The sequence below is a fragment of the Halogeometricum limi genome (genome assembly GCF_900115785.1).
GTDB lineage: Archaea > Halobacteriota > Halobacteria > Halobacteriales > Haloferacaceae > Halogeometricum > Halogeometricum limi.
Window position 1 is genome coordinate 212,567 of record NZ_FOYS01000001.1, and the last position, 12,142, is coordinate 224,708.

15 protein-coding genes are annotated in these 12,142 nt (G+C 67.0%); 9 read left to right on the plus strand and 6 right to left on the minus strand.

All coding sequences use genetic code 11. From position 1 onward, the window contains the following. The first annotated feature begins 237 nt into the window (after window positions 1-237). On the plus strand, window positions 238-429 hold the full coding sequence (locus BM282_RS01055) for a DUF7317 family protein (RefSeq protein ID WP_089875940.1): 192 nt from the start codon (window positions 238-240) through the stop codon (window positions 427-429). A 2-nt stretch (window positions 430-431) separates the two neighbouring features. On the opposite strand, the gene BM282_RS01060 is transcribed toward BM282_RS01055, so the two are convergent. The 3 genes from BM282_RS01060 to BM282_RS01070 all read right to left on the minus strand — a co-directional run bounded on the left by BM282_RS01060 (window position 432) and on the right by BM282_RS01070 (window position 3,268). After that, a complete protein-coding gene (locus tag BM282_RS01060; protein WP_089875942.1) occupies window positions 432-1,556 on the minus strand; it encodes a 60S ribosomal export protein NMD3 in 1,125 nt (374 codons plus the stop codon). 41 nt (window positions 1,557-1,597) lie between these two features. Next, on the minus strand, window positions 1,598-2,221 hold the full coding sequence (locus BM282_RS01065) for a phosphoribosyltransferase (protein ID WP_089875944.1): 624 nt from the start codon (window positions 2,219-2,221) through the stop codon (window positions 1,598-1,600). 159 nt (window positions 2,222-2,380) lie between these two features. Further along, window positions 2,381-3,268, minus strand: coding sequence for an NAD-dependent epimerase/dehydratase family protein (locus BM282_RS01070; protein ID WP_089875947.1), 888 nt, complete (start codon window positions 3,266-3,268; stop codon window positions 2,381-2,383). A 111-nt stretch (window positions 3,269-3,379) separates the two neighbouring features. Between BM282_RS01070 and htpX the strand changes: the two genes are divergently transcribed. From htpX to BM282_RS01090, 4 genes are all read left to right on the plus strand, one after another. Further along, a complete protein-coding gene (gene htpX / locus BM282_RS01075; protein WP_089875949.1) occupies window positions 3,380-4,249 on the plus strand; it encodes a zinc metalloprotease HtpX in 870 nt (289 codons plus the stop codon). 1 nt (window position 4,250) lies between these two features. Continuing rightward, window positions 4,251-4,859 carry a PspA-associated protein PspAB gene (gene pspAB / locus BM282_RS01080; RefSeq protein ID WP_089875952.1) on the plus strand — a complete coding sequence of 203 codons (609 nt, stop codon included), beginning with the start codon at window positions 4,251-4,253 and terminating at the stop codon, window positions 4,857-4,859. 249 nt (window positions 4,860-5,108) lie between these two features. Then, a complete protein-coding gene (gene radA, locus BM282_RS01085) occupies window positions 5,109-6,140 on the plus strand; it encodes a DNA repair and recombination protein RadA (protein WP_089875954.1) in 1,032 nt (343 codons plus the stop codon). Between the two features lie 153 nt (window positions 6,141-6,293). Further along, entirely contained in the window at window positions 6,294-6,686 is a 393-nt protein-coding gene (locus BM282_RS01090; protein ID WP_089875956.1) for a hypothetical protein, read from the plus strand. Window positions 6,687-6,704: 18 nt separating this feature from the next. Here the strand turns inward: BM282_RS01090 and BM282_RS01095 are convergent, their stop codons facing one another. Next, on the minus strand, window positions 6,705-7,463 hold the full coding sequence (locus tag BM282_RS01095; protein WP_089875958.1) for a CDP-alcohol phosphatidyltransferase family protein: 759 nt from the start codon (window positions 7,461-7,463) through the stop codon (window positions 6,705-6,707). A 201-nt stretch (window positions 7,464-7,664) separates the two neighbouring features. Between BM282_RS01095 and BM282_RS01100 the strand changes: the two genes are divergently transcribed. Genes BM282_RS01100 through BM282_RS01115 form a run of 4 tightly spaced genes read left to right on the plus strand, consistent with a single transcriptional unit; the run spans window position 7,665 to window position 11,040 of the window. Next, complete coding sequence (locus BM282_RS01100; protein ID WP_245758260.1) at window positions 7,665-8,615, plus strand: zinc-dependent alcohol dehydrogenase; 951 nt, start codon at window positions 7,665-7,667, stop codon at window positions 8,613-8,615. A 48-nt stretch (window positions 8,616-8,663) separates the two neighbouring features. After that, window positions 8,664-9,041: a 6-pyruvoyl trahydropterin synthase family protein gene (locus BM282_RS01105; RefSeq protein WP_089875962.1), complete on the plus strand. Its 378-nt coding sequence runs from the start codon at window positions 8,664-8,666 to the stop codon at window positions 9,039-9,041. Then, a complete protein-coding gene (locus tag BM282_RS01110; RefSeq protein ID WP_089875964.1) occupies window positions 9,041-10,123 on the plus strand; it encodes a glycosyltransferase family 4 protein in 1,083 nt (360 codons plus the stop codon). The genes BM282_RS01105 and BM282_RS01110 overlap by 1 nt, the downstream gene beginning before the upstream one ends. Further along, window positions 10,120-11,040, plus strand: a complete 921-nt coding sequence (locus BM282_RS01115) for a class I SAM-dependent methyltransferase (RefSeq protein ID WP_089875966.1) — start codon at window positions 10,120-10,122, stop codon at window positions 11,038-11,040. The genes BM282_RS01110 and BM282_RS01115 overlap by 4 nt, the downstream gene beginning before the upstream one ends. Here BM282_RS01115 and sufU read toward each other — a convergent pair. Then, entirely contained in the window at window positions 11,027-11,446 is a 420-nt protein-coding gene (gene sufU / locus BM282_RS01120; RefSeq protein ID WP_089875968.1) for a Fe-S cluster assembly sulfur transfer protein SufU, read from the minus strand. The two genes, BM282_RS01115 and sufU, sit on opposite strands and share 14 nt — an antisense overlap. A 95-nt stretch (window positions 11,447-11,541) precedes the next feature. Next, complete coding sequence (locus BM282_RS01125) at window positions 11,542-12,135, minus strand: mechanosensitive ion channel domain-containing protein (protein WP_089875970.1); 594 nt, start codon at window positions 12,133-12,135, stop codon at window positions 11,542-11,544. Between the last annotated feature and the right edge of the window lie 7 nt (window positions 12,136-12,142).

Genomic DNA, 12,142 nt, shown 5'->3' on the forward strand with positions numbered 1-12,142 from the left:
ACTCCGGGAATTTTAGTTCTTTCGTCCGGACTGTCGGTCTCGGTTGGCAGTATTTACACAGACCGAAACTGATGGCTGACAAGTATTTAATGATTGTTCATCTTGGTGTGTTTCCTTCAACTTCTATTCGGAATTAGGTTCCAAACACTGCATTAATACTTCTGTAACCTTCTGCTCTGTCACGCGTTATCACGAAATAGTTAACACCCTTGCCTGAGACGGTTGGAGTATCCGGCCATGCACACACACGCGCTGACGACGGCGATGACGCTGTACAAAAGCGGAACGCTGACGCTCTCACAGGCCGCGACCCGCGCGGGTCGCTCCGAGGCAGAACTGGTCGTCGTCCTCCACCAACACGGTATCGACGTGCGAGACGAGAGCGGAACGCCCACCGCGACGTCGGAGACGCCCGTGCGCGCCGACTGAGCCTACTCGTCGCTCTTTTCGACCGCCTCTTCCGGGAGGATGTGTAACCCCGCTCGACTCTTGAGTACGGGCGTCGTCGCCGCGTCCTCGTCGAAGTACGTCGGTCGTGCGATGGTCTTCGACTCGAACGTCTCGGGGTCTAACACTTGGACCGCGTTCTCGTCTTCGACGGTGACGACGGTGGTCTCTTCGGCGTCTTCGACGGTTCCAAGACGGCGCGCCTCGGGCGCGTCGCCCTCCTCGAACCGCGCTTCGTACTCCGTTCCGTCGGTGATTCGAACGCCCTTCAGGTTCCCCCGGACGCTCCGGACCAACACCGGTCCCCCGTCGTCCTCGGGGTCGATGACGTCGCCGGGGGTGAACTTCGGCAGACGGACGGCGTAGGTGACGCGGTAGACTTCGTTGCCGTCGCCGTCCTCGGTGACGAGTGTCGGGTACTCCTCGAAACTCCCGCCGAGTTCGCGGACGACGTGCTTCGCCACCCCGCCGCCCATCTGGTTCGTCGATATCTTGATGTTCGGCCCCTCGCCGGAGTCGGTTATCTCGGAGATGAACGCGTTCCGGTCGCCCGTCGCCTCGCGTTCGGCGATGTAGGACTCGGCTATCTCGACGGCCCGTTCGGCCTCCTCCTTCGTGGGTTCGCGGTCCTCGGCGCGAATCTGGACGATGCTGGAGTAGTACCCCCCAGCGATGCGTCCGCAGCGTTTGCACGTCTGCCGCGAAATCATCACCGGGACCATCACCGTCTCCTCGACGTGCGTGTCGCGGACGAACCCCGAGAACGTGCAGTGCATCCGGATGGTGTTCTGGTCGACCTGTTCGGGTTCGACCCCCCAGCGGACGTCCTCGGCCTGCAGGTGGACGCCGAGTGCCTCGGTCACCTCTTCGATGGCCACGTCGGTGTAGTCTTTCGCACCCACGTCCACCCAGCGGTTCCCCTTGTGTATCGCGCCGCACTGCGCGCAGACGCGGACCTCGATACGCTCCGGGGCGTCCACGAGGTCGAAGTCCTCGAAGTAACAGGAGTCGCAGAGTACCGCGTCGCGGTCGCGGGGCATCCCGGGGAGCGGTTCTTCTCGCTCCGGCACGGGGTCCCCACAGCGCGGACAGAAGTCGCCTGAACTCATTGGCCCTCGTAGTCGGCGAGGGCGTTTAAGACCGACGACATTCAGGTTTCGAGGTACGCTATCGCCTCCCTGTCGGACACCTGCCCGAAGTCGCGGTAGTGATAGCCCACCGCCGAGAACGACGCGGGAACCTCGACGACGACCACCTCGTCTGCCTCCTCGCGCAACTGGGGAACCGTCGCCGCCGCCGCGACGGGCACCGCGAAGACGACGCGCTCTGCGCCCGCCTCCCGGAGCATCCGGATGCAAGCGAACGCCGTCGCGCCCGTCGCCACGCCGTCGTCGACGACGACGACGCGTTTACCGGCCACGTCCGGGAGGGTCTCGCCGTCGCGGTACGCGCGCACTTTCTCGCGCGCCACCTCTGCTTCGCGTTCGCGCTCACGTTCGACGTAGTCCTCGCCGACGCCGAGTCTCTCCACGAGCGACTCGTTCAGCCAGAGACTCCCGTCGCCCGCGACGGCCCCGATGGCGAGTTCGGGGTTGCCCGGCGCCCCGACTTTCGAGGCGACGACCACGTCCAGGGGGACGCCGAGGGCGTCCGCGACGGCGCGGCCCACCGGCAGGCCGCCGCGGGGAATCGCGAGGACGACGTCGACGTCCACGTCCGCCTCGCGCAGTTCGTCGGCCAGTCGTTCGCCCGCGTCCGTGCGGTCTGTGAACATACTTGGAAAAAGGACCGTGAACGGCAAAAACGCACCGCGGACGCCGGGACGGACCGCGCCACCGCGGCGGACGGACTCTATAGTAGCGTCTGCAAGTCATCGCTCACTCGACCGCACGACGGCGTGCGGTCGGATGAGTAGACAGTTGCAGACGCTACTCTAGTACAGCGACGGCACGTCGACGTCCTCGTCTTCGGCGCCGCGCCAGGAGTGTTCCGGGTTCCAGTCCAGCAACTCCTCGGCCTTCGCCGTCGACAGCGCCGACTGGTCGCCGTCGAGCGTGCAGTTCGCCGGCATCTCGCCGAAGAACTCCTGTACCGCACCGGCGGTGGAGCGATCGAGGTAGTTCTCCGCGGCGGCGGCGTGGAACGCCTCGTGGCCCGAGAACGCCCCGTCGAGGGCGGCGCCGACGAGTCCGGCCACGTCGCGAACGTCCACGTACGACCACCAGTTGCCCGCACCCTGCGAGAGGTCACCGGACCGGGCGACGTCGCGGCAGTGGTACTCGCCGGGGTACTGAATCCACGATGGGCGGACGGAGGCGACGGGGACGTCGTAGCGCCGCGCCACCATCTTCGCGACTTCCTCGCCGGCGACTTTCGAGGCGCCGTAGGGGTCCTCGGGCCGGAGTTCGTGCGCTTCCGTCACCGGGAGTTCGTCCGGCACCTCGTCGCCCTCGGCGAAGGCGAACCCGTACGCGGACTCGCTGGACGCCCAGACGACCCGGGCGTCGGCGCGCCCCGCCCCGACGAGGACGTTGTACGTCGCGAGCACGTTCGTCTCGAAGACGCGGCCGCCGGCGTGTCTCGTCGGCGCGGGGATGTTCGCCCAGTGGACGACGCCGTCGGGGTCGAGGTCCGCGAGGAGGTCCAACGTCTCGCCGCGGTCCGAGAGGTCGGCGGCGCGGAAGTCCACGTTCTCGGGGGCGTCGACCTCGAACCCGGGGTGTGAGAGGTCGACGCAGACGACTTCGTACTCCGCTCGAAGTCGGTCGGCTATCCATCGGCCCGAACGGCCCGCCGCACCGGTGACGACAACTGTCTCCATACGGGCACGACGAGGGCGCCGGCCATAGTCTCTCGTGTCTCCGAGGCGTTCGTCGCTCACGGCTCTTCACGCTCCAACAGCGTTTATACCAACGAACACGAAAGAACGCGCATGGATTGGAAACCGGACTGGGGACTCCGTGGACGCATGGTAGTCACCATGTTCCTGCTCTTCGCACTCTATATCGTGTTCGTGGGGGCACTCGCGTACACGCGGAACTGGTTCATCCTCCCGTTCGTGGGGATATTCCTGTTCGCCCAGTTCTTCTTCAGCGACAAACTCGCGCTGTACAGTATGGGAGCCAAAGAGGTCTCCGAAGAGGAGTATCCGGAACTCCACGCGAGCATCTCGCGACTCTCCCAACAGGCCGACCTCCCGAAACCGAAAGTCGCCGTCGTCGACTCGCGCGTCCCGAACGCGTTCGCGACCGGCCGGTCGCAGAAGAAGGCGGCCGTCTGCGTGACGACGGGGTTGATGCGGATGCTCGACCGAGACGAGTTGGACGGCGTTCTCGCGCACGAACTCGCGCACGTGAAGAACCGCGACGTGATGGTGATGACCATCGCCTCGTTCCTCTCGACGGTCGCGTTCATGATCGTCCGGTGGGGCTTCTGGTTCGGCGGCGGCAGTCGCGACCGACAGGGCGGCGGTATCATCGTCGCCATCGCCGTCTCCCTCGTGGTTTGGATCGTCTCGTTCGTCCTCATCCGCGCGCTCTCGCGCTACCGCGAGTACGCCGCCGACCGCGGTGCGGCGCTCATCACGGGCCGCCCCTCCGCGCTGGCCTCCGCGCTGATGAAGATATCCGGGAACATGGAGAACGTCCCGAAAGACGACCTGCGCGAGCAGTCGGAGATGAACGCGTTCTTCATCATCCCCATCAAGAGCGACTTCATCGGTCGCATCTTCAGCACGCACCCGGCGACGGAGAACCGCATCGAGCGACTTCGCCAACTGGAACGCGAGATGGAGACGGCGTAAGATGGGCTTTCTCGACTCGATTCGCTCGGTGCTCGGAATCAGCGCCGAGGCGGACGCGACGCGCGACGCCGACCCCGAAGACCTGTTCGGGATGAGCACGGCGTACGTCACGATGGAGGCCGACCTCGGCTTCCGGTCGGTCGGGGCCGCGGCGCTCTGCTTCTCTTCCGTGGACAGCACCGACTTCGCCGAGACGGTCGAAGACGTCGAAGCCATCCTCAAAGCCGGCGAGGAGGAGACGGGGACGGACTTCCGCCTCCACGAGGACTCGCACGGGTGGGAGTGGGTCGTCCTCGAAGACGACGACCCCGAAGACCTGGTGACGAGCGTTCACTTCGCCGCCGACGAGTTCATCGAACGCGGCTACGGGTCCAGACTCCTCGCGGCCGTCTTCGGCTTCGAGAACGACGGCGGCGAACGCGCCTACTGGATCTACTCGTTCCGCCGCGGCGCATACTACCCGTTCGCGCCGAAGCGAGGCAAAGAACAGAACCAACGGGTGCTCACGAAGTTGGAGTCGGTCCTCGACGGCGAACTCGGCCTCGAACCCGACAAAGAGTACTGGTACCCGATGTGGCCCGACCGGACCGGCGGCCACCCCTGGCAGTGAACGAAGCGAGACCCGCGGGCGACGGCGAGGCCCGTCGGGAGGTTGCGACCGACTCCGCGTGACTCGCTGAACCGAGACGTTCTCGACGCCGACTCTCCGAACTGCACCGCGACGGACAGCGTCGGCCGTATCGTTCGCCAATAAACCTTCTCCGAATCCTGAACGACGCCCGCTCGCCGTCTTCCATTTTCACTTTCACTCTGGTGTTAACGAGGGTTTATGTGCCCGTGGGACCCAGAACCGTATACGATGCCAGAAGACGACCTCGAAAGTCTCCCGGGTGTGGGTCCTGCGACCGCTGACAAACTCGTCGAAGCCGGATTCGAGAGCTACCAATCTATCGCCGTCGCGAGTCCGAGCGAACTCTCCAACACGGCCGACGTGGGCGAGTCCACCTCGTCGGACATCATCAAGGCCGCGCGGAAGGCGGCCGACATCGGCGGCTTCGAGACGGGTTCGATGGTCCTCGAACGACGCCAACAGATCGGTAAACTCACCTGGAACATCCCCGGCGTGGACGAACTCCTCGGCGGCGGTCTGGAGACGCAGTCTATCACCGAAGTGTACGGTGAGTTCGGTGCCGGGAAATCGCAGGTAACCCACCAGATGGCGGTCAACGTCCAACTCCCCTCGGAGTACGGCGGCCTGGAGGGCAGTTGTATCTTCGTCGACTCCGAGGACACGTTCCGTCCGGAACGTATCGACGACATGGTCCGCGGCCTCGACGACGAGGTTCTGCAGGCGACGATGGACCACCGCGAGATAGAGGGCACCCCGGACGACGAGGACGCCATGGAGGAACTCCTCAGCGACGTTCTCGACAAGATTCACGTCGCGAAGGCGTTCAACTCCAACCACCAGATTCTGCTCGCCGAGAAGGCGAAAGAACTCGCTCGCGACCACGAGGACGACGAGTTCCCCGTCCGTCTGCTCTGCGTGGACTCGCTGACGGCGCACTTCCGCGCGGAGTACGTCGGCCGCGGCCAACTCGCCGAGCGACAGCAGAAACTCAACAAACACCTTCACGACCTGATGCGCATCGGTGACTTGTACAACACCGTCGTCCTCGTGACGAATCAGGTCGCGTCGAACCCCGACTCGTACTTCGGCGACCCGACGCAACCCATCGGTGGGAACATCCTCGGCCACACGTCGACGTTCCGCATCTACCTGCGCAAATCGAAGGGCGACAAGCGTATCGTCCGCCTCGTCGACGCGCCGAACCTCGCCGACGGCGAGAGCATCATGCGCGTGCAGGACGGCGGTCTGAAGCCCGAGTAGGGTCTCCGTCTTCGACCGTGAGGGCGCACGCCCGAACGGGCTGAGGAGCGACCGTCGATTTCTCTCTTCTCTCTCGCCCGTCGCCGAAGCGGTTCCGAAACCGTGCCGCGTGGTAACTCGACTCTTATGGTGCTGGCGAACCAACACTCTCGTATGTCCACTCGCCTCGACAGCACCGAATCCGGCGACGTCGCCACCGGCTTGGACCTCTCGTCGCTCACGACGCTGCATCGCGTCGGTATCGCCCTCGCCGCCCTCTCGGGCGTCGTCCACCTCGTCCTCGGTATCGCGTCGCTCCCGTCGGCGTTCGGTCTCTCCTTCCTCGTCGCTGCGGCGGGGTTCGCCGTTGGTATCGTCCTCGTCGCGTGGAACGTCCGGCGGCGACTCGTCTACCAGGTGGGGATTCCGTTCGTCCTCGGACAGATAGCCATCTTCGGCGTCCTCTGGGTGCAAGGGGCGACTGACCTCTCCGCCGTCGCCGCCGTCGACAAACTCGCGCAACTCGTCCTCGTCGGCGTCCTCGTCACCCTCCTCAGACGAGAGTGAGCGTGGCGTCGCGACGACTCACGGAAGCGGTCGTTCGCGCCGTCCGGTGACGACGAACCAGTCGACGAGGAAGTTCCCGAGGAACGGGAGCATCGTCACCGTCGCCAGCGTCCACCCGGCCCACTGCGGAACGACCGGCGCGAGGGCGACGGCCGTCACGGCCATCTGAATGCCCGCGAGTGCGCGCCGCGTGTCACCGTGCGGTAACTCGAAGACCGGGAGGCCGCGGCGACGACGACGCCACGCGCCGAGGACGAACAGATACCGCGCCGCGCCGACGGCGAGGTACCACGGCGGGAGCGACCCGACCGAGACGCCGACGAGTGCGGCGACGAGGAGTCCGGCGGCGTCGACGTTCACGTCCAGGCGCGCACCGAGAAGCGTCGTCCGGTCGCGGAGGCGGGCTATCGCGCCGTCTACGGGGTCGGAGGCGGCGACGGCCCCGTAGAGGAGCGCCGGAAGCCAGCCGACGGGTGCGGGGACGACCAGTACCCCCGCGAGGAACGCGACGACGACGCCCCGACAGAGCGTCACCGCGTTGGCGGCGCCGAGCGAATCGAACACTCGGCCTCGTTCGCTCGGTCGGTTTCGATGGGCGTGGCGGCGCGCGAATCCGACGACGCCGAGGACGCCGGCGGCGGAGACGGCGCCCCACGGCGCACCGGCCCCGGGCGTCCGCCGTTCGGCCACGACTGCGACGAGGAACGTACAGACTGCGAAGGCGACGCCGAGCGTCGTCAGTTGTCGTCGCGTCCGTCGGGTCCCCGCGTCTCTCACGTCTCCTCGTAGGGTCCGCGGTGCCGTGAACGTTCTCCCGTACGACAGGTTTACCCCCTCACGCTCGTCAGTTCCGGGCATGTCACGACAGCGAGACGGCGGCGACCGGTCGGGGCCCGACGCCGCGGCCGTTCGACGATGACCGACGCGCGCCGCGTTCGGTTTCTCGGCCCTCGAACCGTAGCGACCGAGACGGTACCGATGCCTCTCCCGGACGACGACGAAGTCCGCGTCGAGACGCGAGTCTCCGCTCTCAGCCCCGGCACGGAACTCCTCGTCTACCGCGACTGCGTCCCCGGCGACGTTCCGCTCGACGCGACGATAGACGGCCTCGACGAACCGTTCTCGTACCCGCTCTCGTACGGCTACGCCGCCGTCGGCGTCGTCACCGCCGTCGGAGACGCCGTCGACGAGTCGTGGGTCGGACGCCGCGTCTTCGCGTTCCACCCCCACGCCAGCCACTTCTGCGTCTCGCCGGAGTCGCTCGTTCCGCTCCCCGCCGAGGTGTCCGACGAGGACGCGGCGATGCTGGCGACGGTCGAGACGGCGACGGGGTTCGCGATGGACGGCCGCCCCGGAATCGGCGAACGCGTCGCCGTCTTCGGACAGGGCGTCGTGGGCCTGCTCACCACCGCGCTTCTCTCGCAGTTCCCGCTCTCGCAACTGGTCACGGTCGACTGCCACGACGCCCGGCGCGAGCGGTCGCGTTCGCTCGGGGCCGACGTCGTCTTCGGCGCGGACGTGGGAGAAGACGGACTGATGGACGCGTTGAGCGGGGACGGGCGGACGGACCTCACGTACGAACTGTCCGGCAATCCGGCGGCGCTCTCGGACGCTCTCGCGGTCACGGGCGACGACGGCCGCCTCGTCGTCGGGTCGTGGTACGGGGAGAAACCCGTCGCGCTGGACCTGGGCGGGCGATTCCACCGCAGCGGAATCGAGATTCGCTCCAGTCAGGTGAGCCGTCTCGCGCCCGAACACACCGGCCGCTGGGACAAGTCGCGGCGTCTGGACTACGCTCTCGACTCGCTCTCTCGGCTCTCGCCCTCCTCGCTCGTCACTCACCGATTCCCCGTCGAAGACGCCGCCGACGCCTACCGCCTCTTGGACCGCCGTCCGGAAGACGCCGTCCAGGTTCTTCTCACCTACTGACCGCGGTTCCGACCGCGGTTTTAGGGTGTCTCCACCCGACGAACGGACATGTACTCCGTCACGGTCCGCAGACGACTCGTCGCACAGCACGCGCTGACGGTTCCGGACCCCGGTCCGGAGGGCGTCCCCCACTCGCACCGCTACCGCCTTGAAGTGACGCTCCGCGGCGAGACGCTGAACGAGTACGACTACCTCGTCGACATCGACGACGTGGAGGCGACACTGGACGAAATCGAGCGTCGCTACACCGACGCGTTCTTGAACGACCTCCCGGAGTTCGAGGGGTACAACCCCAGCGTCGAACGGTTCGCGCGGGTCGTCCACGACAGACTCGTCGACGACGTGGACGCGCCGAACGTCGCGGAGGCGACGGTCACCGTCTGGGAGGACGACGACGCGAACGCCGCCTACACCGACGCGCACTGATGCGCGTCGCCCTCGTCGTCCCCGGGTCGATAGAGACGCTCTCCGGCGGATTCGCCTACGACCGGGCCCTCGTCGCGTCGCTTCGCGAGGCGGGAGACACCGTCGAGGTGGTGTCTGTCCCGTGGCGGCGCTACCCGTTCGGCCTCGTGGACTCGCTTTCGCCGACGCCGCTCTCGCCGTCTCTCGCCGACGCCGACCTGATTCTCGCCGACGAACTGGCACATCCGGCGCTCCTCCGTCTCTCATCCGAGGCCCCCGTCGTCGCCCTCGTCCACCACCTCCGGTGCGACGAGAGCGAGGGCGTCCGCGCCGCACTCGCCGGAACGCTCGAACGACGGTTCCTCGCCCGGTGCGACGCGGCCGTCTGCACCAGTCACGCGACGGCGTCTTCCGTCGAGACGCGCGCGCCGACGCTCCCGACGCACGTCGCGCCGCCCGCGGACACGCAGTTCGACCCCGCGGTGACGCGTGCGTTCGTGAGCGAACGCGCCCGCGAAGACCCCTTCCGCGTCGCTTTCGTCGGCAACCTCGTCCCGAGAAAAGAGGTGTTGACGCTCCTCGACGCACTCGCCGGACTGGACGACTCGACGCCGTGGCGGGCCACGCTGGTCGGTCCACACCCGGATGACGTCTACCGACGACGGGTCGAACGCCGAATCCGGCGACGCGGTCTGGGAGAGTCGGTCCGACTCGCGGGCGAACTCCCGACCGAGGAGGTGGCCGCCGCCCTCCGAGAGAGTCACGTGTTCGCGATGCCGTCGTCGCACGAGGGGTTCGGAATCGCCTATCTGGAGGCGATGGGGTTCGGTCTCCCGGTCGTCGCCGCCGCGTCCGGCGGCGCGTCGGACCTCGTCGACGCCGAGACGGGGGTTCTCGTCGCTCCCGGCGACGCCGACGCGGTTCGAGACGCTCTCGACGGATTCGCGAGCGACCGGACTGCCCTCGAAGCGGCGGGTCACGCGGCACTCGCCCGGTACCGAGCGCACCCCTCGTGGGCCGAGACGACGCGCGAGTGTCGGGCGTTCCTCCGCGGCGTCGGCGAGGGCGCTCGCCGGAAGCAACCCGCGGAGGGGCACGCGTGAAGGGGGATTTCCAGCGGTACCTCCGAGCGAAGGAGACGGTCGACGACCGAGCGTTCGACCCCCGCGTCCGTCGCGCCGTTCGCTCGGACCTCGCCGCACGTTCGGGGACGGTTCGTCTCCTCGACGCCGGGGCCGGAACCGGCCCCTTCCTCCGACGTCTCTTGACGTGGGACGACGTTCCCGACCTGACCTACGTCGCCGTCGACGCCGACGAAACGAGTCTCGAACTGGGAGCTCGACTGGTCGAAGAACGCGCGCGAGAGCTCCGCTACTCGGTCGATACCGACGGTTCGACTCCGGAGAATCCGGCGTTCGACGTCCTCGGCGACACGCTGGCGACGCTCTCACTCCGGGGACGGAACGCCGTCGACGTGCGGTTCGTCCGCGCCGACGCCCTCGACGCGGCCGACGCAGGGGGATGGACCGTCGTCGTCGCGCAGGCGTTCGTCGACTTACTCGGCCCGGACGAGGTGGACCGACTGCTCGCCGGTCTCGTCTCGGGCGGGCGGTTCTACTTTCCCATCACGTTCGACGGCGGCACCGCGTTCGCCCCCGGACACGACGCCGACGACGCGGTTCTCGCGGCGTACCACGACACGATGCACGCCGGCGACAGGTGGGGTTCGCGGGCGGGTCGGAGACTCGAATCTCACCTGGATTCGCGCGGCGTCGACTACGTCGCGGGCGACAGCGATTGGCACGTCCGTCCGGTCGGGGGAGCCTACCCGGCCGACGAGGCGGCGTTCCTCCGGACCATCGTCGACACCGTCGGCGACGCGGTTCGCGGACACGTCGACGAGGTGGTTCGAGCGACGTGGCTCACCGCTCGGCGACGGCAACTCGCCGAGAGGACGCTCGAATACGTCGCGAAGAACAGAGACGTGAGCGGGCGGGTGGGTTCGACTACTCCTCGGTAGTCGTCTCGTCGACGTCGAGGTCACCCTCGTAGATGGCCGCGCCGTCTTGGGCCACCTGCCGGGCGAGGACGGCGCATTTGATGCGCATCGGCGAGATGTCGACGCCGAGCATCTCGGTGACGTCGTCGGTGTCCATCTCCTCCAGTTCCGACAGCGTCGTCCCCTGCAGGCGTTCCGAGAGCATGCTCGCGGAAGCCTGACTGATGGCACAGCCGTCGCCGCTGAACGCGACGAACTCGATGGTCTCGCCGTCGTCTTCGAGACGGACCTGCATCGTGATGGTGTCTCCGCAGGACGGGTTCTCGCCCGTGTGCGAGAACGTCGGCTCCTCCATCTCGCCCTTGTTTCGGGGGTTCTTGTAGTGGTCCAGAATCTGCTGCCGGTACATGTCCGAGCCCATACCCATAGTTATCGGGCGTAGGGCTGTTCTCCGGATAAGGGTTCCGGGGCTGTCGATATCTCGCTCGCGGTCTCTCGACGACGCTCGCGGGTCGGTCACGCTCACGACGACGATTCCGTCTGTTCCGTCGGCGTCCCCTCGTCCGGCGACTCCACCCGTCGCCACTTCTTCTCCACTTCGCGGTTCGCGACGACGACCACGTCGTCGGAGTCGTCTCGGAACCGACTCTTCCGGAGACCGATAGACGTCACGACGCCCGTGACGGGGTCGGCGACCACCCGGTCGCCGGGGTTGAAGTCGGGGTCGCGGAGGAGGTAGACGCCCGCGACGGTGTCGGCTATCATGTTCGAGAGCGCGTAGGAGACGCCGAGGGCGACGAACCCCGTCGCCGTCCCGAGGCTGGCGGCCACGTCGCCCATTCCGACTATCTTGAAGAACGCCAGACCCGCCCCGAACCAGAGGAACACGCCGGCGACGGTGACGCCGAGGCTGACCACGAGGTCCTGTTCTTCGGGGTAGAGCGCGTCGAGACTGCGCCGGAGGAGGGACAACGCGACGCTGATGACGGCGTAGGCGAGGACGAGAAAGACGATTCCGCCGAGGACGTTCGGAACCGCGGCGCGAATCCCGGCGACGAAGTCGAGAAACGTCTGCTGGACTATCTGTGAGATGGAGTCGCTCGCCGTCTGGTACATGCGTCTG

Bases quoted from the DNA above. Each gene is read 5' to 3' on its own strand.
- BM282_RS01055 (WP_089875940.1), top strand. From the start codon at position 238: ATGCACACACACGCGCTGACGACGGCGATGACGCTGTACAAAAGCGGA.
- BM282_RS01060 (WP_089875942.1), bottom strand. From the start codon at position 1,556: ATGAGTTCAGGCGACTTCTGTCCGCGCTGTGGGGACCCCGTGCCGGAG.
- BM282_RS01065 (WP_089875944.1), bottom strand. From the start codon at position 2,221: ATGTTCACAGACCGCACGGACGCGGGCGAACGACTGGCCGACGAACTG.
- BM282_RS01070 (WP_089875947.1), bottom strand. From the start codon at position 3,268: ATGGAGACAGTTGTCGTCACCGGTGCGGCGGGCCGTTCGGGCCGATGG.
- htpX (WP_089875949.1), top strand. From the start codon at position 3,380: ATGGATTGGAAACCGGACTGGGGACTCCGTGGACGCATGGTAGTCACC.
- pspAB (WP_089875952.1), top strand. From the start codon at position 4,251: ATGGGCTTTCTCGACTCGATTCGCTCGGTGCTCGGAATCAGCGCCGAG.
- radA (WP_089875954.1), top strand. From the start codon at position 5,109: ATGCCAGAAGACGACCTCGAAAGTCTCCCGGGTGTGGGTCCTGCGACC.
- BM282_RS01090 (WP_089875956.1), top strand. From the start codon at position 6,294: ATGTCCACTCGCCTCGACAGCACCGAATCCGGCGACGTCGCCACCGGC.
- BM282_RS01100 (WP_245758260.1), top strand. From the start codon at position 7,665: ATGCCTCTCCCGGACGACGACGAAGTCCGCGTCGAGACGCGAGTCTCC.
- BM282_RS01105 (WP_089875962.1), top strand. From the start codon at position 8,664: ATGTACTCCGTCACGGTCCGCAGACGACTCGTCGCACAGCACGCGCTG.
- BM282_RS01110 (WP_089875964.1), top strand. From the start codon at position 9,041: ATGCGCGTCGCCCTCGTCGTCCCCGGGTCGATAGAGACGCTCTCCGGC.
- sufU (WP_089875968.1), bottom strand. From the start codon at position 11,446: ATGGGTATGGGCTCGGACATGTACCGGCAGCAGATTCTGGACCACTAC.
- BM282_RS01125 (WP_089875970.1), bottom strand. From the start codon at position 12,135: ATGTACCAGACGGCGAGCGACTCCATCTCACAGATAGTCCAGCAGACG.